The organism is Amycolatopsis sp. WQ 127309, assembly GCF_023023025.1.
Taxonomy (GTDB): domain Bacteria; phylum Actinomycetota; class Actinomycetes; order Mycobacteriales; family Pseudonocardiaceae; genus Amycolatopsis.
In genome coordinates this window covers 1781877-1803222 of the sequence record NZ_CP095481.1, presented here as the reverse complement: position 1 = coordinate 1803222, position 21346 = coordinate 1781877, and the positions used below count along the sequence as shown (strand labels likewise).

The 21346-nt window shown below is 71.2% G+C and carries 21 protein-coding genes and 2 riboswitches; of the genes, 11 read left to right on the top strand and 10 right to left on the bottom strand.

The window, feature by feature from the left end; genetic code table 11:
* Positions 1–832: 832 nt before the first annotated feature.
* Positions 833–1651 carry an SGNH/GDSL hydrolase family protein gene (locus tag MUY22_RS08010; RefSeq protein WP_247058621.1) on the bottom strand — a complete coding sequence of 273 codons (819 nt, stop codon included), beginning with the start codon at positions 1649–1651 and terminating at the stop codon, positions 833–835.
* Positions 1652–1930: 279 nt separating this feature from the next.
* Between MUY22_RS08010 and MUY22_RS08005 the strand changes: the two genes are divergently transcribed.
* Positions 1931–2593 carry a DUF3159 domain-containing protein gene (locus MUY22_RS08005; RefSeq protein ID WP_247058620.1) on the top strand — a complete coding sequence of 221 codons (663 nt, stop codon included), beginning with the start codon at positions 1931–1933 and terminating at the stop codon, positions 2591–2593.
* A 101-nt stretch (positions 2594–2694) separates the two neighbouring features.
* Here the strand turns inward: MUY22_RS08005 and MUY22_RS08000 are convergent, their stop codons facing one another.
* Both MUY22_RS08000 and MUY22_RS07995 read right to left on the bottom strand, forming a co-directional pair.
* On the bottom strand, positions 2695–3660 hold the full coding sequence (locus MUY22_RS08000; protein ID WP_247058619.1) for an N-acetylglucosamine kinase: 966 nt from the start codon (positions 3658–3660) through the stop codon (positions 2695–2697).
* Positions 3657–4703, bottom strand: coding sequence for an SIS domain-containing protein (locus tag MUY22_RS07995; RefSeq protein ID WP_247063754.1), 1047 nt, complete (start codon positions 4701–4703; stop codon positions 3657–3659). The genes MUY22_RS08000 and MUY22_RS07995 overlap by 4 nt, the downstream gene beginning before the upstream one ends.
* A 148-nt stretch (positions 4704–4851) precedes the next feature.
* On the opposite strand from MUY22_RS07995, the gene MUY22_RS07990 reads away from it, so the two are divergent.
* Entirely contained in the window at positions 4852–5607 is a 756-nt protein-coding gene (locus MUY22_RS07990; RefSeq protein ID WP_247058618.1) for a GntR family transcriptional regulator, read from the top strand.
* 42 nt (positions 5608–5649) lie between these two features.
* A complete protein-coding gene (locus MUY22_RS07985; RefSeq protein WP_247058617.1) occupies positions 5650–7191 on the top strand; it encodes an MFS transporter in 1542 nt (513 codons plus the stop codon).
* A 24-nt stretch (positions 7192–7215) separates the two neighbouring features.
* On the opposite strand, the gene MUY22_RS07980 is transcribed toward MUY22_RS07985, so the two are convergent.
* Complete coding sequence (locus MUY22_RS07980) at positions 7216–8163, bottom strand: threonine/serine dehydratase (RefSeq protein WP_247058616.1); 948 nt, start codon at positions 8161–8163, stop codon at positions 7216–7218.
* Positions 8164–8309: 146 nt separating this feature from the next.
* Here MUY22_RS07980 and MUY22_RS07975 point away from each other — a divergent pair, with 146 nt between their 5' ends.
* Positions 8310–9050 (top strand): hypothetical protein, encoded by a 741-nt coding sequence (locus MUY22_RS07975; protein ID WP_247058615.1) that lies wholly within the window; start codon positions 8310–8312, stop codon positions 9048–9050.
* A 62-nt stretch (positions 9051–9112) separates the two neighbouring features.
* Here MUY22_RS07975 and thiE read toward each other — a convergent pair whose 3' ends face one another.
* The gene (gene thiE, locus MUY22_RS07970; protein WP_247058614.1) at positions 9113–9772 is read right to left on the bottom strand and encodes a thiamine phosphate synthase; all 660 of its coding nucleotides are present in this window, start codon (positions 9770–9772) and stop codon (positions 9113–9115) included.
* Positions 9773–9904: 132 nt separating this feature from the next.
* Positions 9905–10010, top strand: a riboswitch (TPP riboswitch).
* Between thiE and thiO the strand changes: the two genes are divergently transcribed.
* The 4 genes from thiO (at position 10004) to MUY22_RS07950 (ending at position 12570) form a co-directional block, all read left to right on the top strand.
* Entirely contained in the window at positions 10004–11080 is a 1077-nt protein-coding gene (gene thiO / locus MUY22_RS07965; protein ID WP_247058613.1) for a glycine oxidase ThiO, read from the top strand. It overlaps the preceding riboswitch by 7 nt.
* Positions 11080–11280 carry a sulfur carrier protein ThiS gene (gene thiS, locus MUY22_RS07960; protein WP_247058612.1) on the top strand — a complete coding sequence of 67 codons (201 nt, stop codon included), beginning with the start codon at positions 11080–11082 and terminating at the stop codon, positions 11278–11280. Before thiO ends, thiS begins: the two co-directional genes overlap by 1 nt.
* A gap of 1 nt (position 11281) precedes the next feature.
* Positions 11282–12040, top strand: coding sequence for a thiazole synthase (locus MUY22_RS07955; protein ID WP_247058611.1), 759 nt, complete (start codon positions 11282–11284; stop codon positions 12038–12040).
* Positions 12041–12138: 98 nt separating this feature from the next.
* Positions 12139–12570, top strand: a complete 432-nt coding sequence (locus MUY22_RS07950) for a MarR family winged helix-turn-helix transcriptional regulator (protein ID WP_247058610.1) — start codon at positions 12139–12141, stop codon at positions 12568–12570.
* On the opposite strand, the gene MUY22_RS07945 is transcribed toward MUY22_RS07950, so the two are convergent.
* Positions 12567–13370, bottom strand: a complete 804-nt coding sequence (locus MUY22_RS07945; protein ID WP_247058609.1) for an ion transporter — start codon at positions 13368–13370, stop codon at positions 12567–12569. The two genes, MUY22_RS07950 and MUY22_RS07945, sit on opposite strands and share 4 nt — an antisense overlap.
* A gap of 320 nt (positions 13371–13690) precedes the next feature.
* Positions 13691–14518, bottom strand: a complete 828-nt coding sequence (gene thiD / locus MUY22_RS07940; RefSeq protein ID WP_247058608.1) for a bifunctional hydroxymethylpyrimidine kinase/phosphomethylpyrimidine kinase — start codon at positions 14516–14518, stop codon at positions 13691–13693.
* Between the two features lie 211 nt (positions 14519–14729).
* Between thiD (MUY22_RS07940) and MUY22_RS07935 the strand changes: the two genes are divergently transcribed.
* A complete protein-coding gene (locus MUY22_RS07935) occupies positions 14730–15740 on the top strand; it encodes a phosphatidylinositol-specific phospholipase C domain-containing protein (RefSeq protein WP_247058607.1) in 1011 nt (336 codons plus the stop codon).
* Here MUY22_RS07935 and MUY22_RS07930 read toward each other — a convergent pair.
* Positions 15737–16660, bottom strand: a complete 924-nt coding sequence (locus MUY22_RS07930; protein WP_247058606.1) for an NADP-dependent oxidoreductase — start codon at positions 16658–16660, stop codon at positions 15737–15739. The genes MUY22_RS07935 and MUY22_RS07930 overlap by 4 nt on opposite strands.
* A gap of 91 nt (positions 16661–16751) precedes the next feature.
* Between MUY22_RS07930 and MUY22_RS07925 the strand changes: the two genes are divergently transcribed.
* Both MUY22_RS07925 and MUY22_RS07920 read left to right on the top strand, forming a co-directional pair.
* Positions 16752–17147 carry a helix-turn-helix domain-containing protein gene (locus tag MUY22_RS07925; protein WP_247058605.1) on the top strand — a complete coding sequence of 132 codons (396 nt, stop codon included), beginning with the start codon at positions 16752–16754 and terminating at the stop codon, positions 17145–17147.
* 92 nt (positions 17148–17239) lie between these two features.
* Entirely contained in the window at positions 17240–18751 is a 1512-nt protein-coding gene (locus MUY22_RS07920; RefSeq protein WP_247058604.1) for an alkaline phosphatase family protein, read from the top strand.
* A gap of 44 nt (positions 18752–18795) precedes the next feature.
* Here MUY22_RS07920 and thiD (MUY22_RS07915) read toward each other — a convergent pair whose 3' ends face one another.
* Positions 18796–19596, bottom strand: a complete 801-nt coding sequence (thiD, locus tag MUY22_RS07915) for a bifunctional hydroxymethylpyrimidine kinase/phosphomethylpyrimidine kinase (protein WP_247058603.1) — start codon at positions 19594–19596, stop codon at positions 18796–18798.
* Entirely contained in the window at positions 19593–21227 is a 1635-nt protein-coding gene (gene thiC / locus MUY22_RS07910; protein WP_305879361.1) for a phosphomethylpyrimidine synthase ThiC, read from the bottom strand. The genes thiD (MUY22_RS07915) and thiC overlap by 4 nt, the downstream gene beginning before the upstream one ends.
* Positions 21221–21345, bottom strand: a riboswitch (TPP riboswitch). Its footprint overlaps the gene before it by 7 nt.
* Position 21346 lies beyond the last annotated feature (1 nt).

Here is a 21346-nt window from a genome sequence, read left to right as displayed (position 1 = left end):
TGAGCGGAACTGCGGGAGCAGGCGGAGCGAGCCTGGTGGAGCGCAGCGGAGCAGGCGTCGGGCTGAGCGGAGCGCGCTGGCTGGCTGCTGGAGCAGAGCGCAGCGGGTGGGCGGAGCAGCGCCCTGGTGCAGTGCAACGGGCGGAGCTGAGCGGAGCCGGCGTAGCGGAGCGAGTGGGCGAGCTTGGCGCAGCGGAGCGGAGCGGGCGGCGGGGCTGAGGAGCGCGCGGGCTGGCTGGCGGAGCGGGTGGGACGGAGCGGAGTCAGGTGTAGCGGAGCGGCGGAACTGCACGGAGCGGCAGGGCAGAGCAAGCGAGCTGCGCGGAGCGGGCGGGTAGAGCCGAGTGGGCGGGCAGAGCTGCCGATCCCCACAGACCTCGGCAGCCGACCAGACAGGGCGTCGAGCTGGGCGTGGCAGACGTGCAAGCGCTGGTCGGTTGCGCCCGCAGTTTGGGCTAAAGCTGATGTTCCAGCTCGGCTGAGGTTCGCAGTTCGCTTGGCTCTTGAGCCCGAAGTCGGGTTCGGCAGGGCTTGCAGTCAGGCGATCCTTCGGCCGTCAGGCGGCTCGGCGGACTTGAGGTGCGCGGGCGGCCGGAGTTCCGGTGGTCCTGAGCCGTGCCGGGCGCCCACAGATATGTGCCGCTAGGACCGGCACCGAGATCAGCCGCAGGGCGGGCAAGCAGAACCAGCCACAGGGCGGCAGCAGAACTAACCACAGAGCCGCAGGCAGCAGGACAAACCGCAGGGCAGAACAACCCCCAGCCCAGCAGCAACCAGCCCCGAGGCGAGAAGACCCCCGACGTCCCGAGGGCAACCCCCGGAAACCCCAACCCTCAGCTGGCCTGCTGCTGTTGCTGAGCGTTCTCCGCCGCTTCGAGAACCTCGATCGGCACCAACGGCGCCAGCTGCGGCCGCTTCGGGGACAGGCCGTCCCCCATCGACTCGCCTCGTAGCTGGCGGCGGATCCACGGCAGCAGGTGCACCTTCGTCCACGCCAGGTCCGACCTGCGCGAGTCGATCCAGCGGCTCGGGGTGTCCTCCGATGGCCACGGCTCGCGCCAGTCGCTGGCCACCGGGATGCCCAGGACCTCCGCCGACTTCAGGGCTATGCGGCGGTGGGCCTCCGGGGAGAAGTGGAGACGATCGTCGCTCCAGGCTCGGCGGTCGTGTAGCGGGCCCATTGTCCACAGGTCGACCATGCGGGCTCCGTGGCGCTCCGCGATCGCCCACAGGTGCGTGTTGTAGATCGCCACCTTGCCGCGCAGCACCGACATCACCGACAGCACCTTGGTGTCCGGGCCGTTGAAGATCAGTACCGGGATGCCGGCCTCGCGCAGCTTCGCGACGCCCTCCTCGAACCGCTCGACGACCGCTTCGACGTCGGCGCCCGGGACGATGATGTCGTTGCCGCCGGCGCAGAGCGTGACCAGGTCGGGCTTCAGCTCCAGCGCGATCGGCAGCTGCTCGTCCATGATCTCGTCGAGCATCTTGCCCCGCAGGGACAGGTTCGCGTACCGGAAGTCGGACCGCCCGGCCGCCAGGATCTCGGCTAGCCGATCGGCCCAGCCCCGGAACGAACCGTCCGGCAACGCGTCGTTGAGCCCCTCGGTGAAGCTGTCACCGAGCGCCACATAGCTGTCGAATCCGTACACGTTGGGTCCCCTTCCCGTCCTGCGACCGACCCACCCCGACATATAGTTGTACACCCCAACTAACGAATCGGGCCGCACCCCCACGATGCGCCCACCGCCACCGCGGGTTCAGCCAGCGGTAACAGTGTCTTATCTTGTCGGCCTTCCGCGCTTCTGTATTACGCAGTCTTCACCTTCGGTATGCCGTGAAACAGCACACTCGGAGTTAAAACCGGCACCCGATGTGGCGAAGATCTCCCCGGCCGGGGCGTTCCGGGGCTGATCCGGCAGGCTGGACACGTGTCCGAACAACCCCGCGAGTCGCTCGCGCAGATCCTCGGCGGCCGCCGAGGTGCGCTCGACGCCAGCATCCCGCCGGTCGGTTTCGTCGTGGGCTGGCTCGCGGCCGGCCAGTCCATCGCCTGGGGGGCCGGCGCCGCCATCGCGGTCGCCGTCGCGCTCGGGGTCTTCCGGTACGCCCGCGGCGGCAAGATCCGCGCGATCGTGGTCAGCCTCGCCGCCGTCGTCGCGGCCGCGCTGATCGCGCTGCACACCGGCCGCGCCCAGGACTTCTTCCTGCTGCAGCTGATGTCCAATGTGGCCAGCGCGCTGCTCTGGGCGGCCAGCATCGTGGTCCGCTGGCCGCTGCTCGGTGTCGTCGTGGGCCTGGTGCTGGGCCAGAAGACGCGCTGGCGCCGCGACCCCGTCCTGCTCAAGGCCTACTCGAGGGCGAGTTGGGTGTGGGTGTTCGGCCAGTACGTGCTGCGCGTCGTCGTCTACGGCCTGCTGTGGTGGTCCGGCCAGGTGATCGCGCTCGGCGTGGCCCGCACGGTGCTGTCGTGGCCGCTGGTCGCGCTGACCGTCGCGGTCAGTGGCTGGGTGCTCTACCGCGCGTTGCCGCCGGAGCACCCGGGCCTGCGCTTGACCCCCGAAACCCGGCCGGAGGACGTACCCGGGGCATAAGGCGGCCCCCGGCGAGGGGGGAGGGTCCGGGGGCCACTGCCTACGGTACCCGGACTACCCGGGTTCAGTCGACGTTTTCACGTCTTCGCGCCGCGTTTTGCTCATTTTCGCAGGAGCGCGGGTCTCGGTGCCCCCTCGCCGAAGGCGTCGACGGCGGCCAGCCAGGCCGCCCCGAGCACCCCATCGGAGCTGGTCAGCACCTCGAGACCGGTCAATCCACGCCGCACGAGCGCCCCGACCGGGCTGCTCCCGGTGAGCACCGAACCGACGAGGACGACCGGGGTCGACTCGCCGGGCTCGCGCGCGGCGAGGGCGTTCGCGACCAGTAGCCCGGCCCCGCGGGCCACGATTTCGCCCGCCGCGGGCTCGCCGGCGTCGTGCGCCGCGCTCACCAAGGGGGCGAACCGGGCCAGCCGCACCGGCGCCTCCGCGTTGGCGTTCGTGATCAACGCCCGGGACGCGGCGAGCCGCTCGGCGTCGGTCCGGACGTCCACACCGGACGGTCCGAGCGCTTCGGCGAGCACCGCCGAGGGGAGGCCGTCGAGTGACAACCCGCGCCCGAGTGCCTCCAAAGTGGACCGGACGGCTTCGCGGCCGAGCCAGAACGCCGACCCCTCGTCACCGAGCAGCCAGCCGTAACCGCCCGCGGTGCCGGCCAGCCGCCGCTTGCGGATCCGGCCCGCGATCGAGCCGGTGCCGGCGACGAGCACGGTCCCGTCCGGCGCGGCGGTCGCGGACGCGTACGCCACTTCGGCGTCGGCGACCGTGCGCACGACGCCGGTGAGCCCGATCCGGGTCCACGCCGCGTCGAACACGGCCGCGATCGCCGGGTCGCTCAGCTTGCTGACCCCGGCCATGCCGACGACGCACGCGCGCACGCCGCCGGGGTCGCGCCCGCCGAGGGCCGCGGTGATCGCGTCGGCGATCCGGCCCGCGGCCACCTCGGGCGCGTGCGCGTTGGGGTTGGCGCCGCCGCCGCGCCCGGTACCCAGCACGACGCCGGCGGCGTCGACCAGTGCGGCCCTGGTCGACGTGCCGCCGGCGTCCACGCCGACAGCGAAGGTCACCGGGTCTTGGTCACCTTCAGCAGGCCGCGCGGGCTGTCCGGGTCGCCGCCGCGGGCCAGCGACAGGCCGAGCGCGAGCCGCTGGAGCGGCAGGATCTCCAGGATCGGCGCCAGCTCCTCGACGGTCGGCGCGACGTCGATGCGCAGCGCCGCGGGCACCTCGGAGGCGGCCGAGCCGACGGCGAGGACGTCCGCGCCGCGCTTGCCGACGGCCTCGAGGACCTCGTGCATCGCCTGGCCGCCGTGCCCGGCGCTGGTCACCGCGAGCACGGCGGTCTCGCCGTTGACCGCCGCGACCGGGCCGTGCAGCAGGTCCGCGCCGCTGTACGCGCGGGCGGCGAGGTAGCTGGTCTCGGCCAGCTTGAGCGCGCCTTCGAGCGCGGACGCGTAGGAGTAACCGCGGCCGGTCGTGAGGACGCGGTCCACGAAGCGGTAGCGGTCGACCGCGCGCTGGACGCCCTCGACGGAGCCGTCGAGGGTCTGCTGGGCCAGCTCGCCGATCTTCTCGGCGTCGGCCGCCTTGCCGCCGCGCACCGCGTCGATCAGCAGGTACAGCGCCATCAGGGTGGCGGAGTACGTCTTGGTCGCGGCGACGGCCGTCTCGACACCGGCGCCGATGTCGATGCCGAGCTCCGACGCCGCGCGCAGCGGTGACTCGGGCGTGTTGGTGACGGACACGGTCAGCGCGCCCTGGCGCCGGGCCGTCTCGGTCACCTCGATCAGGTCAGGTGAGCCACCGCTCTGGCTGACCGTGACGAACAGCACGTCCCGCAAATCGGGCCGCGCGCCGTACAGCGTCGCCGTGGACGGTGAGACAAGACCAGCCGGAAGGCCGAGCATTACCTCGATCAGGTACTTCGCATACAACGCTGCGTGGTCACTCGATCCACGCGCGGCGAGCAAAGCGAAGCGCGGGGGGCGTTGTGAGATCTTTTCCGCCACCCCGGCGATTTCCGCCTGACGCTCGACCAGTCCGGCCAAGACGTCCGGCTGCTGGGCGATCTCCGCGGCCATGTGCTCGCCGGGCCGTTGTTCGGTCATCATTTTCCTCTCCACCTCCGGCATTATGTACCGGACTCAGGCGGCGTCGGTCAGGTCTAGACCAATCTTAGTGGGGCGGCGCGTTTGGGGAAAAGGGTACGTTTCTTACGGGGACGTGGCGTGTTATGAGGGAAGACATAGGGAGTCGGGCATGTTGGACACCACCACCGCGGGCGAGGCGGGTGCCGTCGCCGGGATGCGCGGTCAGCGAGAGCCCAAGTACTGGGCACTGAAACAGCACCTGCTGGACCTGCTCGACGTGCTGCCGCCCGGGTCGCCGATCCCGACGGAACGCGCGCTCGCCGGGGAGTTCACGGTCTCCCGCACCACCGTGCGCCAGGCGCTGGCCGACCTCACCGCCGAGGGCCGGCTGCACCGTGTGCAGGGAAAAGGCACCTTTGCGGCCGAGCCGAAGCTCGCCCAGCGGCTGCAGTTGTCCTCCTACACCGAGGACATGCGCAAGCAGGGCCTGAAGCCGTCGTCCAAGCTCCTGGAAGTCGAGGAGCTCCCGGTCGAGGGCGATCTGGCGAAACTGCTCGGAATCCGGACGGGCGCGAAAATTCTTCGCCTTCGACGGCTTCGACTGGCGGATTCCCAGCCGATGGCACTGGAGACGACGCACCTGCCGCTGGGCCGCTTCCGCGGTTTGCGCAAGCACGTCTCGGCGGGCGCGTCGTTGTACGCCGTTCTGCGTGAGCACTACGGCGTCGAACTGGAACGCGCGGAGGAGACGATCGAGACGTCGCTCGCCGGGCCGCAGGAAGCGGAGATGCTCGGGGCGGACGTCGGCATGCCGGTGCTGATGCTGACGCGGCACTCGTTCGCCACCGATGGCAAGCCGGTGGAGTTCGCCCGCGCGATCTACCGGGGGGACCGCTACAAGTTCGTCACGACGCTGATGCCGTAGGGCCAGGTTGACGGGGGTCTTCGGGCACGGTGGAGTGTGCTGGTGACAGCCACCGAAGACACCGGGATCCGGTGGGGGACGCACGCCGCGCGCGGCGTGCTCGCCACGACCATCCTCGGCTCCGGCATGGCGATGCTCGACGGCACGATCGTCAACGTCGCCCTGCCCCGCATCGGCACCGAGCTGGGGGCGTCCGTCGCCGGGCTCCAGTGGATCCTCGACGGCTACATGCTGGCGCTCGCCGCGCTCATCCTGGTCGCCGGCTCGCTCGGCGACCGGTACGGCCGGCGCCGCATGTACCTCATCGGCGTCGTCTGGTTCGGCGTCGCGTCCGGGCTGTGCGCCGCCGCGACGTCGACCGAGATGCTCGTCGCGACGCGCATCCTGCAGGGCATCGGCGGCGCGCTCCTGACGCCCGGATCACTGGCGATCCTCCAGTCGTCCTTCGCGCACGACGCGCGCGCCCGCGCGATCGGCGCGTGGTCCGGCCTCGGCGGCATCGCGGCCGCCGCCGGGCCGCTGCTCGGCGGGCTGCTGGTCCAGCTGTGGTCGTGGCGGCTGGCGTTCCTGATCAACGTGCCGATCGCGGTCGCCGTCGTCTTCATGGCGCGCAAGTTCGTGCCCGAGTCGCGGGACGAGGAAGCGACCGGGCACCCGGACTTCGGCGCCGCCGCGCTCGGCGCGATCGGCCTCGCCGGGATCACCGGCGCGCTGGTCGAGGCGCCGGGACGCGGCATCGGCGACCCGATCGTGCTGGTCGCGGGCGTGCTGGGGATCGCGGGGCTGGCCGCGTTCGTGTTCGTCCAGCACCGCTCGCGGGAGCCGCTGGTGCCGCCGTCGCTGTTCCGCGACCGGACGTTCACCCTGTCCAACGCGCTGACCTTCGCCATGTACGCGGCACTCGGCGGCGTGCTGATGCTGATGGTCATGCAGCTGCAGGTCTCGCTCGGCTACTCGCCGACCGCGGCCGGCCTGTCCGGGCTGCCGCTCACGGTGATCATGCTGCTGCTCTCGGGCCGCTCGGGCGCGCTCGCGCAGCGCATCGGCCCGCGGACGCAGCTGGTGGTCGGGCCGATCGTCGTCGGCATCGGGATGCTGCTGATGCTGCGCATCGCGCCCGGCGCGTCCTACCTCGGGGCCGTGCTGCCCGCGGTCGTCGTGTTCGGGCTGGGCCTGGCGACCGTGGTGGCCCCGGTGACCGCGACGGTGCTCGCCGCGGCCCCGGACCGCTACGCCGGCGTCGCGTCGGGCGTCAACAACGCGATCGCCCGCTCCGGCGGCCTGCTGGCGGTGGCGGTGCTGCCCGCCGCGGCCGGGCTGACCGGCGAGGCGTACAACGACCCGGTCGCGCTGACCGCGGGCTGGCGGACGGCGTTGATCATCTGCGCGGTCCTGGCCATCGCCGGCGGGCTGATCGCGCTCGGCATCCACAACGGCGTCCTCGCGCCGCCCACCCCCGCGCCCGCGCCGCCGGCCGCGCCTCCGGTCGCCGACGAGTCGCCCCACCTGGGCGAGTGCTTCAGCTGCGGCGTCGAGGGCCCGCCGACACACGTGCGCCGAGGGGCCCCGGCCGCCGGCTCCTGACGGGGCCCATGCGGGCCGAGCGGGTCAGGCCAGGATCTCCGCGAACAGCGCCGGGTCGATGTTGCCGCCGGAGACGATCGCCACCGTGCGGCCGGTGGGCAGCTCGGCCGCGTGGTGCAGGTAGGCCGCCGTCGTCACCGCGCCGCTGGGCTCGGCGACCAGGCGGGCCTTGTGCGCCAGCGTCCGGACGGCGTCGCGGATCTCGTCCTCGGTGACCGTCACCATGGCGTCGACGACCTTCGTGAGGTGCGCGAAGGTCAGCTCGGACGGCTGCGCGCGCAGGCCGTCGGCGATCGTGCGAGCGCGGTCGGCCATCGGCCAGTCGACCTGGCGGCCCAGCCGCAGGCCCTCGGTCGTGTCACCGGCCAGCACGGGCTCGACGCCGATGACCCGCGCCCGCGGGCAGCGCGCCTTGATCGCGGTGCCGACGCCGGCGGCGAGCCCGCCGCCGCTGACCGGCACCAGCACGACGTCGACGTCCGGCAGGTCTTCGGCGATCTCCAGGCCCGCGGTGCCCTGCCCGGCGATGATCGCCGCGTGGTCGTAGGGCGGGACGAGGGTCAGCCCGCGTTCGGCGGCCAGTTCGTGCGCTTTGGCCTCGTGTTCGCCGATCGGCACCTCGATCACCTCGGCGCCGTACGAGCGGGTGGCCTCGACCTTGATCCGCGGTGCGACGTCCGGCACGACGATCACCGCGGGCACGCCGTACTGCCGCGCCGCGTACGCGACGGCCTGCGCGTGGTTGCCGCTCGAGTAGGCGATGACGCCGCGGGCGCGCGTCGCGTCGTCGAGGGTGCCGATCGCGTTGAACGCGCCGCGCACCTTGAACGCGCCGATCGGTTGCAGGCTCTCGGGTTTGAGCCACAAGGACCCGCGCGGGTCCCACGTCTGGAGCAACAGCGGCGTGCGCACGGCGACACCTTCGACGCGCTTCGCGGCCGCCTCGATGTCGGAGATCGTGACCAGTTCCATGTGCCGAGTATGTCAAGAAACCGTTCGGTTTACACTGTCCATAGTGGACGGTCAACGTGGCGCTCCTCACGCCGCGGCAACGCAGGGAGTTTCCCGCGCGCCTTACACGTTGGACAGGGGAGAAGACTTACTACCGGATCGGGATCATGAGCAAGGAGAACGCAGCGACTTCCGAAACGAAGGAAGCAAAGTCAGGACTGCGCATCGCGCAGGTGATGGCGGCGGCGCTCGCGGCGGTGACGGCGGCGCTGCTGGGGTCGACGCTCGGCGTGGCGGGCACGGTGGCCGGCGCGGGCGTGGCGAGCGTGATCACCACGGTCGGCGGCGAGGTGTACCTGCGCTCACTGCAGCGCACGCGCGCGGCCGCGTCGAAGGCCCGCCAGTTGGCGACGTCGGGGATCCGCCGCCGAGGTGGCGCCGAGGTGCCCTTGGCCGAGCAACCCACGGTCCGGCTGAAGCGCCCGGACGACCTGCCCACGGACGGTCCGGACGACGAGCCGGGCAGGCTGCGCAAACTGCGCTGGCCGCTGATCATCGGCACGAGCGTGGTGGCGTTCGCGGTGGCGATCCTGGCGATGGTCAGCGTGGACGCGGCCACGGGCGGCAAGGTGGCGGGCGGCACGGGAGCGGGCATCGGCAAGATCTTCGGCAGCGGCTCGGGCCCCTCGACCCCGACCCCGTCGACGACGCCCTCGACCTCGACGAACGACACCCAGGACTCACCGACGGACACGTCGCCGACGACGACCCAGTCGAACACCCCACCGACGACCTCGTCGGACACGCCGACCACAACCCCGACAACGCCGAGTACGACGTCGCAGAAGCCGACAACCTCGGCGGCACCCCCGACCAGCCAGGGCGCGGCGTCCACCCCGACCCCGTAAAGCCGTGAAGGACTCCTTACCGGCCATAAGAGCCGGTAAGGAGTCCTTCACGGACTTCAGGGTCAGAGCAGGTGGGAGCGCAGTTCGCGGGCTGCCGCAGCCGGGTCCTCCGCCTCCGTGATCGCCCGGACCACCACGATCCGCGACGCTCCCGCCGCCAGGACCTCCGGCAACCTCGGGACGTCGATGCCGCCGATGGCGAACCACGGCCGGGACACCGCGGCGGCGGCCGTGGAACGGACCAGGTCCAGGCCCGGTGCCGAGCGGCCCGGCTTGGTCGGCGTCGGCCAGCAGGGGCCTGTGCAGAAGTAGTCCACACCCGGCTCGGAAGCAGCGGCCGCAGCCTGGTCAAGAGAGTGTGTCGAGCGGCCGATCACCACGTCGTCGCCCACGATGCGGCGGGCCAGGGGGACCGGGATGTCGTCCTGGCCCAGGTGGAGGACGTCCGCGCCGACCGCCAGGGCCACGTCCGCCCGGTCGTTCACCGAGAGCAGCGCTCCGTGGCGCTCGCACGCCTCCGCCAGCACCTCCAGCGCCGCGATCTCGCCCGCGGCTTCCAAGGCGCCGGTCTTGTCCCGGAGCTGGATGATGTCGACGCCGCCGGACAGGGCCGCGTCGGCGAACGCGGCGAGGTCGCCGCGGGTCGTCCGGGCGTCCGTGCACAGGTACAGGCGCGCGGTGTCGAGGCGGGCGCGGATCTTGTCACCGGAGAGGGCGGGCATAGCGGCGACCGTACCTGGCCGGTTACCGGTCCGGCCAAAAGCAGGCCGGCCTCGAGCGGTACGTGCCGTTGCCACGAAAGCCATCCGGCCGTGACTGTGGTTGGACTGGTAACGAACGGCACAGTAGGGTGACGGAGTCCGCACGGGAGCCCGAGGCACGGGCTGAGAGGGAGCTGCCGCTCCGACCGTGGAACCTGATCCGGGTCATGCCGGCGCAGGGAGCGTGATCCCATGACGAACACCGTGGCCGTGGTCGGTGCCGGCGTGATCGGCCTGTCCGCGGCGTGGCGCGCGGCCGCGAACGGTCACGCGGTCACCGTCCACGACCCCGAACCCGTGCGCGGTGGCGCGTCCTGGCTGGCCGGCGGCATGCTCGCCCCGGTCACCGAGGCCTGGCCGGGCGAGGAAGACGTCCTCGCCCTCGGCGAAGAGTCCCTCCGCCGCTGGCCCGGCTTCGCGGCCGACCTCAAGCAAGAGGGCGTCGATCCCGGCTTGGCCGAGCACGGGACGCTGGTCGTCGCCTTCGACAGCGCCGACGCCGGGTACCTCGACATCCTCGCCGGCCACCTGCAGTCCCTCGGCCGCGCGGCCGAACGCCTCACCGGGCGCGCGGCCAAGCGGCTCGAACCCGGCGTCGGATCCGTCCGAAGTGGACTCCACGTGCCCGGCGACCTGGCCGTGGACAACCGGAAACTGCTCAACGCGCTGTACGCGGCCTGCGTCAACCACCAAGTCCGGTTCGTCCGCGAACGCGTCGAAACGATCCCGGACGCCGACGCCGTCGTGCTCGCCGCCGGCGCCTGGACCGGGCGGCTGCACCCGAAACTGGCCGACGCCGTCCGCCCGCTCAAGGGCGAGATCCTCCGCCTCAAACCGCGCCGTGGCTGCCTGCCGCCGCCGACGCGGACCGTCCGCGCCGTGGTCGAAGGCCGGCCGATCTACCTCGTCCCGCGCGGCGACCAGGAGCTCGTCCTCGGCGCGACGCAGTACGAAGCGGGCTTCGACCAGGCCGTCACCGCGCGCGGCGTCCGCGAGCTGATCGAGGGCGCCGAGCGCGTCTTCCCGGCGATCACCGAGTACGAGCTGGTCGAGACGGCCGCGGGCCTGCGCGCCGGCAGCCGTGACGCGCTGCCGTACCTCGGCGTCCTGGACGACGGCGTCTACGCCGCGACCGGGCACCACCGCAACGGCCTGCTGCTGGCCCCCGTGACCGCGGCCGCCGTGGTCGCCTGGCTCGAAGGTGAGAAGCCGCCCGAAGGCGTCGAAGCGGCTTCACCCGCCCGCCTGCACCAGAAGGAGCACGTGTGATGGAGATCAAGCTCAACGGCAAGTGGACGGAGTTCCCGGACGACGCCACCGTCGCCGACGTCCTCGACGCCGCCGGCGGGCAGCGGCCCGGGATCGCCGTCGCGGTCGACGGCGTGGTCGTCCGCCGCGGCGACTGGGCGGCCACCGCCGTCCCCAAGGGCGCGGCGCTCGACGTGCTCACCGCCGTCCAGGGAGGCTGAAGTGGACGAAGCACCGCTCGTCATCGGCACGCACAAGCTGTCGTCACGGCTGATCATCGGCACCGGCGGCGCGGCGAACCTCGCTGTGCTCGAACGGGCGCTGGTCGCGTCCGGCACCGAGCTGACGACCGTCGCCATGCGCCGCGCCGACGCCGAGGGCGGCTCCGGCGTCCTGGAACTGCTCCGGCGCCTCGGGATCGAGCTGCTGCCGAACACCGCGGGCTGCCGCACGGCCGCCGAGGCCGTGCTCACCGCGCGGCTGGCGCGCGAGGCGCTCGGTACCGATCTGATCAAGCTCGAAGTCCACGCGGACGACCGGACGCTGCTGCCGGACCCCGTCGAAACCCTCGACGCGGCCGAGCAGCTGGCCGCCGACGGGTTCACCGTGTTCGTCTACACGAACGACGACCCGGTGCTCGCGCTGCGGCTGGAGGAGGCCGGCTGCGCCGCCGTGATGCCGCTGGGCGCGCCGATCGGCACCGGCCTCGGGATCCGGAATCCGCACAACATCGAGCTGATCGTCTCGCGAGCGAGCGTCCCGGTGATCCTCGACGCCGGAATCGGCACCGCGTCGGACGCCACCCTGGCGATGGAGCTGGGCTGCGACGCCGTCCTGCTGTCCACCGCGGTCACCCGGGCCAGTGATCCCGAGCGGATGGCCGCGGCGATGCGGTCGGCCGTCGTCGCCGGACGGCTGGCCCGCGGCGCGGGACGGGTGCCGCAGCGCTTCTGGGCGCAGGCGTCGAGCCCGCCGCGGTGAACCGGAGCGCCTTAACACCGAACCTGCACCGCCAACCCGTAAGGTAGACGGAACTTTCCGGCGCACCCGCGCACGGGTGAGGGCAGAAGGAGCCAGCCGTGACCACATCGGTTCAGGACACCTCGGGCAGGTTGTACCTCGCCGTGGGAAGGCTGTCCCGGTCACTGCGCCAGGCCGGTGTGCCGGGCCCCGGCCACGGCGCGATCTCCGCGCTCGCGACGCTGGTCCACGCCGGCCAGCTGCGCCTCGGCGACCTCGCGGCCAAGGAGGGCGTCGCGGCGGCGACCATGTCGCGGATCATCGCGTCCCTGGTCGAGGCCGGGTACGTCAGCCGCGAGTCCGACCCGGTCGACCGGCGGGCGTGGCTGGCGAAGGCCACCGAAGAGGGCGAGCGGCTCGTGTCCGGCGTCCGGTCGACGCGCGTCCAGGAGCTGAACCGGCGGCTCGACAAGCTGTCGCCGGAGCACCGCGAGGCGCTGACCACGGCACTCCCGGCGCTCGAAGCGCTGATCGCCGACGAAGACCGCTAAGCGGCGTTCTGCCGCAGCTCGGCCAGCTCCGCGCGCAGGGCGCGGAGCTCTTCGAGGATCTCGCGGTTCGCTTCGGCCTGCGTCGCGGCCTGCTTCGCCTCTTCTTCGCGGATGTCCTGGCGCAGCTCGTCCTCCATGCCGCTGACCACGACGGCGATGAAGAGGTTCAGCACCGCGAAGCTGGACACCAGGATGTAGACGACGAAGAAGATCCAGGCCATCGGCGCCTGCTGCATGATCTCCTTCGCGATGTCCGGCCACGCCTCACCGGTCATCACCTGGAACAACGTGAACAACGACGTCCCGAGGTCGCCGAAGTTCTCCGGCGAGATCACGCCGAACAGCTTGGTCGCCATCACCCCCGCGACGAAGATGATCAGCCCGAGCAGCGCGGCGATCGACGCCATCCCGGGGATCGCCGCGAGCAGCCCGGAGACGACCTTCCGCATCGACGGCACGACGGAGATCAGCCGCAGCACCCGGAGCACGCGCAGCGACCGCAGCACCGCGAACGGCCCGGTCGCCGGGATCACGGCGATGCCGACGACCAGCAGGTCGAAGACGTTCCAGTTGTCCCGGAAGAACGCGCCGCGGTAGGCGTAGAACTTCGCCAGCAGCTCGGCGACGAAGATGCCGAGCGCGATGTGGTCGAGGGTGTGCAGGAGGCCGCCGTAGCCGTCGATCAGCGACGTCGACGTCTCCATGCCGAGGGTGACCGCGTTGAACACGATCACCGCGATGATGAAGTTCTGGAAGCGGCGGTCCTCGAGGAACCTCGCGACCCGTTCGCGCCCGGTCAAGGCCGTCCCCCGTTGTGGTCAAGGATCAGTAAACGAGGAAAGGGTAACCGGACGGGTACTCAGCGCTCTTCGGGTGCCAGCCGCCAGAAGGCCGAGGCTGGTGTGGTTCGGGCGCCCGCGCGGTGCCGTGTCGCGCGGGCGCCGGCGACCGGTTTGCCCGGGTCCCGGGCACGGGCCGCAGGAAGGGTGCGGCCGCGGCGGGGTGACCCGCGATCTTCGGGGGCCGGCTGCCGGACAGCCTGATTCGGTCGCCCCAGCGGAGGGTTTCGTGCGCGAATGGCGGCGACCAGCGGGTCTTCGGGCGCAAGTCGTGCCGGTGCTCAGCGCTCTTCGGGTGCCAGCCGCCAGAAGGCCGAGACCGGGCCGACCTTGGCGCCCATCGGGTAGGCGTGCTCGACCGCCTGGGAGACGAACCACTTGCCGTAGCGGGCCGCTTCCACCACCGGCATGCCCTTCGCCAGGCCCGCCGTCAGCGCCGACGCCATCGTGTCGCCCGCGCCGTGCGTGTGCTGGGTCGGGTAGCGCTCGCCCGGCAGCTCCACGAACGTCGAGCCGTCGAAGAGCAGGTCGACGCACTCCGGGTCCGCCTGCAGGTGGCCGCTCTTGACCAGGACGTAGCGCGGGCCCATCCGGTGCAGCACCACCGCCGCGGTGTGCATGCCCTCGCGGTCCTTCACCGTCATCCCGGTCAGCAGCCGGACCTCGTCGAGGTTCGGGGTGAGCACCGTCGCGCGCGGCAGGAGCTCGTCGCGCAGGGCGCGCAGGCCGGCGTCGTCGAACAGCGGGTGGCCGTGCATCGAGGCCGCGACCGGGTCGACGACGAACGGGATCTTCTCGTCGCGGCCGATCTCCGCCTTGTCGCACGCCGCCGCGACGGCGTCGATGATCTCCGCGGACGCCAGCATGCCCGTCTTGGCCGCGCCGACGCCCATGTCCGCCGCGACGGCCTCGATCTGCCCGGCCACGATGTGCGGCGGCAGGTCGGCGCGGTCGTGCACGCCCAGGGTGTTCTGCACCGTGACGGCGGTGACCGCGACCAGGCCGTGGACGCCGCAGGTCAGGAACGTGCGCAGATCCGCTTGCAGACCGGCGGCGCCGCCGGAGTCCGAACCGGCGATGGTCAACGCGGTGGGCGGGCTCGTGGTCATTCTCTTCCCGACTTCTGGTCTAGGCCAATCGGCCGCTTTTGCTTCATCAACAGGCCACCACGGTGGCACATTGTGTGGGCTACTCACCAGTTACCAATCTGGCAGGAAGTAGGCGGATACGGTCCGCAGCCGGTCTGCACGAGGCGCCGGTTTCCGCCGTGGCTGCTGTCGGATTGGTAACCGTCGGCACTGTATGGGCGAAGGAGCCTGGATGAAGCTCTTCTCGGTGGTACTCCTCACGGCCGCTCTCACGTTCTCCGGGGCGACCGCCGCCAACGCGGACGGCCCGAAGCTCTCCCACGTCACGACGGTCGGCGTGCACAACACGTACGACCCGGCGGCCTACGACTACCTGGCCAGGGCGCTCGACGCCGGCTCGTCGCTGATCGAGCTCGACGTCTGGCCCGACTTCTTCACCCACGAGTGGAAGGTCAGCCACTCGAACCCGTTGGGGAACAGCAACAACTGCGTCGCGGCGGCGTCGGCGGCGCAGCTGTACACCGGCGGGAAGAACAAGAACCTGGAGTACTGCCTCGACGACATCCGGATCTGGCTCGCGGCCCACCCGGGGCACACGCCGCTCACGCTCAAGCTCGAGATGAAGACCGGCTTCTCGGACAACACCGGCATGGGCCCGGACGAGCTGGACGCCACGTTCCGCGCGCACCTCGGCAGCGTCGCCTTCCGCCCGGGTGAGCTGCTCGGCGGTTACGGCACGCTCGACGACGCGGCCAAGGCGGACAACTGGCCGTCCGTGGACGCGCTGCGGGGCCGGGTGATCACCGAGATCATCCCGGGCACGGTGGAGGAGCAGAACCCGACCGACACGCTGAAGACCGACGTCGAGTACGGCCGCTACCTGCTCGGGCTCAAGAACGCCGGCCGGATCGGCGACGCCTATATCTTCCCGACCGTGCACGGCGCGGCCGGCGGTGACCCGCGGGACAAGTACACCGCCGACCTCAAGCCGTGGTTCGTGGTCTTCGACGGCGACGCGAACGCGTGGGTCACCCAGACCGGGCCGGGGTGGTACGACACCAACCACTACTACGTCGTGATGACCGACGGCCAGAACGTCGCGCCGGCCATCGACGCCCACAACCCGACGGTCGAGCAGGCCAACCAGCGCGTCGCCGACCTGGCGAAGCAGCACGCGTCGGTGATCACGTCGGACTGGACCGGGCTCACGACGGTGCTGCCCCAGGTGCTCGCCAGGGGTTAGACGGTCAGCACGAGCTTGCCGGACACCCGGCCGGACTCACCCAGCTCGTGCGCCTTCGCCGCGTCTTCCAGCGGGAAGGTCTGCTCCACGCGGACCTTCAGCTGACCGGCCTCGATCAGCTCGACGAGGCCGGTCAGCCCGCCGCGGTCCGGTTCCACGAGGATCCGTGCCGTCCGCACTTTCCGTTCGGCAGCAGCCTTTTCGACGCGGTCGCCGACGCCGCTGGGCACGCCGATCAGCAGTCCGCCCTCCTTGATCGCCGGCAGCCAGCGCAGGTCGCTCTCCTCGCCGACGAGTCCGAAGTAGACGTCCACATCGGACGCGGTCGCGGCTTCGTCGTGGTAGTCGATCGGCTCGTCGACGCCGAGTTCGCGCAGCAGGTCGTGCTTGCCCGCGCTGGCCGTGCCGAGCACGTGCGCGCCGCGCGCCTTGGCGATCTGGACGGCGAGGTGCCCGACCCCGCCCGCGGCGGCGTCGACGAACACCCGCTGTCCGCTGTGGACGTTCGCGACGTCGACCAGGCCCTGCCAGGCGGTCAGCCCGGCCAGCGGCAGCGCGGCGGCCTCGGCGAACGAGAGTCCGGCGGGCTTGCGCACGAAGTGGCGCGAGGGCGCGGTGACGTACTCCGCGTAGGCGCCGGCCGGGCGCGGGAACCAGGGCATGCCGAGGACTTCGTCGCCCTGCCGGACGCCGGTGGCGCCGAAGCCGATCTCCTCGACGACGCCGGCGACGTCCCAGCCGACGGTGAACGGCGGCTCGCCGAGGAACCCGCCGCCGGCGCGCACCTTCCAGTCGACCGGGTTGACCCCGGCGGCGTGCACGCGCACCAGGACCTCCGTGGGCCCGGGGACCGGCCGCGGTGCTTCGGTGACGGTCAGCACCTCCGGGCCGCCGAGTGCCTGCTGGGTCACGATGCGCATCTGTTCGCTCCTTCGTTCCGGGGTCGCCTCCTATACTCGGGCGGGTAGGCACTTTTCGCCAGAAGGCACTTCTTCGTAAAGTAGGTACCCGATGGAAACCACCTGCGACCAGGACGGACCCTGGGACGTCTACCTCCGCAGCTGCCCGTGTCGTGACGTGCTGGACCTGCTGGCCAACAAGTGGACGGCCCTGGTCCTCGGTGCGCTGGCCCGCGGACCGCACCGCTTCGGCGAGCTGCGCCGCGCGGTCGACGGCGTCAGCCAGAAGATGCTGACCCAGAATCTGCGCCAGCTGGAGCGCGACGGCTTCCTGACGCGCACGGTCTACCCGACGACCCCGCCGTCGGTGGAGTACGCGCTCACGGACATGGGCGCCGAGGTCGGCGCGCACCTGATCGCGCTGAGCGCCTGGTCCCAGGCCAACTTCGGGCGGATCCGCTCGGCCCGCGAGTCCTACGACGGCCGGGAGCTGCAGCCGGTCCGCTGATGGCTCACCGGGTTTCGCCGCGCGTTCACCTCGTCGCCTTCGTAACTCCCTAACCTCCGGGTAACTCATCCGAACCAATTCCTGGAGGGTTCATGCGGAGACTGTTCTGCCTGGTCACGGCGTTGGTGGCGGCCGCGGGGCTGACCACCGGCGTAGCCGAGGGCGCGGCGAAGACGCCCAAGGTGCTGGTGATCGGGCTCGACGGCACGCGGTTCGACAAGCTCCTCGCCGCCGACACGCCGAACGTGCACGCGCTGGTCCAGCGCGGGTACTCGGCGCGGAGCTCGCTGTACGGCAGCGGGATGGCGCCGACGCTCAGCGGGCCCGGCTGGTCGTCGATCCTCACCGGCGTCTGGCCCGACAAGCACCTGGTGAAGGACAACGCGTTCACCGGCAACAACCTGGCCGCCTACCCGAGCTGGCTGGCGCGCGCCGAGACGGCGAACCCGGCGCTCGACACGTACGCCGCCGTCGACTGGAAGCCGATCGGCGACAAGATCCTGCGCACCGGTCAGGACCGCAAGTACGTCCTGGACGGCGACAGCGCCGGCTACGAGAACACGGACCCGCAGATCGCCGCGGACGCCGAGAAGCACCTGAAGCAGGACAAGGCCGACGCGTCGTTCGTCTACTTCGGAGACACGGACGAGGCGGGCCACGCGCACGGCGCCGACTCGCCGGAGTACGCGGCGACCCTGCGCGCGGACGACGCGTACCTCGGCCGGCTGCTGGCGGCGATCAACGCGCGACCCTCGTATTCGTCGGAAGACTGGCTGGTCATGCTGACGACCGACCACGGGCACACCGGCCCCGGCGGCCACGGTGGCGACAGCCCCGAGGAGCGCATGACGTTCGTGGTCGCGGCGGGCGGCGCGGTGCCGGCCGGAACGCCCGCGGTGGCGCCGAAGATCGTCGATATCGCGCCGACGGCGTTGCGGCACCTGGGAATCCCGCTCTCCCTGGACGGTTACGCGCTGGGCTCGCTTCCCGCGGATCCGTTCGACTCGGCGGTCTTGAAGCCGCGGGCGGACGAAACGGGCGTCCCGGCGTCGGTGCCCGGCTGGACGCACGACGCGCCGTCGGGCTGGACGGTCCGCAACGCGTCGGCCATGCCCGCGGGTGTCGCGGAGTGGCAGGGCTGGGCGTTCACGACGGACGACTTCTGGACGCGCACCGCGCCCGGGCAGGAGCGGGAGGCGAACGTGCGCGCCCGGGGCGTCTTCGCGGTGGCGGACCCCGACGAGTGGGACGACAAGGGGTCGCCGTCTTCGTCGGGGACCTTCGACTCTTCCCTGGTGTCACCGGCGCTTGCGGTGGCCGGTAAGTCCACAGTGGACGTCGGGTTCATCTCGCACTACCGCCAGGACGGCACCCAGCGCGGCGCGTTGACGGTCTCCTTCGACGGCGGCGCGGAGCAGCCGATCCTGGCGTACGGCCCGGAATCCTCGTCCGCGAACCGGGGTGGCGACGTCCTGTCCCAGCCGACGACGACGTCGGTGGCGGTCCCTTCGGGCGCTCGTTCGGCCCGCTTCACGTGGCGCCTCTACGCGGCGGGCAACAACTGGTACTGGGCAGTCGACGCCCCGCGCCTGACGACCCGCTGACCCACGTCGTGAGTGGTAATTCGGGTCAGAACCCTGATTACCACTCACGACGAGCCGAGCACCCAGAACGGCGACACCGGGCCCACGCCCGCGCCCAGTGGGTAGGACTCCGCCACGCAGCGCTCGATGAACTTCTTCCCCGCCGTCACGGCGTCAGGGACCGACGCTCCCTTAGCCAGCGATGACGTGATCGCCGAGGCCATGGTGTCGCCGCCGCCGTGGGTGTTCTCCGTGTCGTAGCGGGGGCCGCTCAGCGAGACGTACGAGGCGCCGTCGGTCAGCAGGTCCACGCACGTGCTGCCCGTCATGTGGCCGCCCTTGACCAGGACCCACCGCGAACCGAAGGCCAGCAGGGCCTCGGCCGCCTCCCGTTGGGACGCGGGAGAAACCACCGAGATGCCCGTCAGCAAGCGGACCTCGTCCAGGTTCGGGGTGATCAGCGTCGCCCGGGGAAACAGCTCCGTGCGGATCGCCTCCAGGGCGTCCTCGCGCAGCAGTGCGTGGCCCGTCATCGACGCCGCCACCGGGTCGACCACCAACGGGATGTCGCCGCCGACTTCGTCCAGGGTCTTGGCCACCGCTCGGATGATCTCCGCCGTCGCCAGCATGCCCGTCTTGGCCGCGTTCACGCCCATGTCCGTCGCCACGGCCTTGATCTGCGCGGCCACGACGTCGGCCGGGATCTCGGTGAAACCCTGGACGCCCAGGGAGTTCTGCACGGTGACGGCCGTCAGTGCGACCAGGCCGTGGACACCGTGCGCGAAGAACGTGCGCAGGTCCGCCTGGATGCCCGCACCACCGCCGGAGTCGGATCCGGCGATGGTGAGGGCGGTGGGCGGAGTCACGGCTGCACCACGGGCAGGTAGACCTGGCCGCCGGACTCGGTGAACTCCGCCGACTTCGAAGCCATGCCGGCCTCGATGGCCTCCACAGTGGACAGACCGTGCTCCTCGGCGTACTTGCGGACGTCCTGCGTGATCCGCATCGAGCAGAACTTCGGCCCGCACATCGAGCAGAAGTGCGCGGTCTTGGCCGGCTCGGCGGGCAGGGTCTCGTCGTGGAACGCGCGCGCCGTGTCCGGGTCGAGCGACAGGTTGAACTGGTCGTTCCAGCGGAACTCGAAGCGCGCCTTGGACAGCTCGTCGTCCCACTCCTGCGCGTACTGGTGCCCCTTGGCCAGGTCGGCGGCGTGCGCGGCGATCTTGTACGTGATCACGCCGGTCTTGACGTCGTCGCGGTTCGGCAGGCCGAGGTGCTCCTTCGGCGTGACGTAACACAGCATCGCCGTGCCGTACCAGCCGATCTGCGCCGCGCCGATGGCGGAGGTGATGTGGTCGTACGCCGGCGCGATGTCCGTCGTGAGCGGGCCGAGGGTGTAGAACGGCGCCTCGCCGCAGAGCCGTTCCTCCAGCTCGACGTTCTCCTTGATCTTGTGCATCGGCACGTGGCCGGGGCCCTCGATCATCACCTGGACGTCGTGCGAGCGCGCGAGGTGTGTCAGCTCGCCAAGGGTCTCCAGCTCGGCGAACTGCGCGCGGTCGTTGGCGTCGGCGATCGAGCCCGGGCGCAGGCCGTCGCCCAGGGAGAACGTGACGTCGTACTGGCGCAGCAGCTCGCAGAGTTCCTCGAAGTGCGTGTACAGGAAGGACTCCTGGTGGTGCGCGAGGCACCACGCGGCCATGATCGAGCCGCCGCGGCTGACGATGCCGGTGACGCGCCGCGCGGTCAGCGGGATGTAGCGCAGCAGCACGCCGGCGTGCACCGTGACGTAGTCGACGCCCTGCTCGCACTGCTCGACGATGGTGTCGCGGTAGACCTCCCACGACAGCTTTTCCGGCTCCCCGTCGACCTTTTCCAGCGCCTGGTAGATCGGCACGGTGCCGACCGGCACCGGTGAGTTGCGGATGATCCACTCGCGCGTCTCGTGGATCCGCTTGCCGGTGGAGAGGTCCATGATGGTGTCGGCGCCCCAGCGGGTGGCCCACACCATCTTGTCGACTTCTTCCTCGACCGACGACCAGACGGCCGAGTTGCCCATGTTCGCGTTGATCTTCACCAGGAAGTTCTTCCCGATGATCATCGGCTCGGACTCGGGGTGGCGCCGGTTGACCGGGATCACCGCGCGGCCGCTCGCGACCTCGGCGCGGACGAACTCCGGTTCGACGCGCTCGCGAGCCGCGATGTACTCCATTTCCCTGGTGACGACGCCTTGTCTGGCCCACCCGAGCTGCGTGTTGTGCTCCCGGCCGTCGGCCCAGCCGGCCCGCAGCCGATGCAGTCCACTGTGGACGTCGATCTTCGCTTCCGGATCCGTGTACGGGCCCGAAGTGTCGTAGACGTCGAAGTGTTCGCCGTTCGAGAGGTCGATCCGGCGGGCCGGAACGCGGAGTCCGGATTCGGTCTGGTGGTAGATCTTGTGCGAGCCCGTGATGGGCCCGGTCGTGACGGAGACGTCCTTGTTCTCCAGCGTTGTCAACGACTTTCACTCCCTACGCCGGCATTACCCGGTCAGGTTCATGCGGTCGGTGACACCCGGGACAAATCCCCAGTCACCCTCTCAGCCCGCCATGGCGCGAGCTCCCGCGTTGTGGTGTT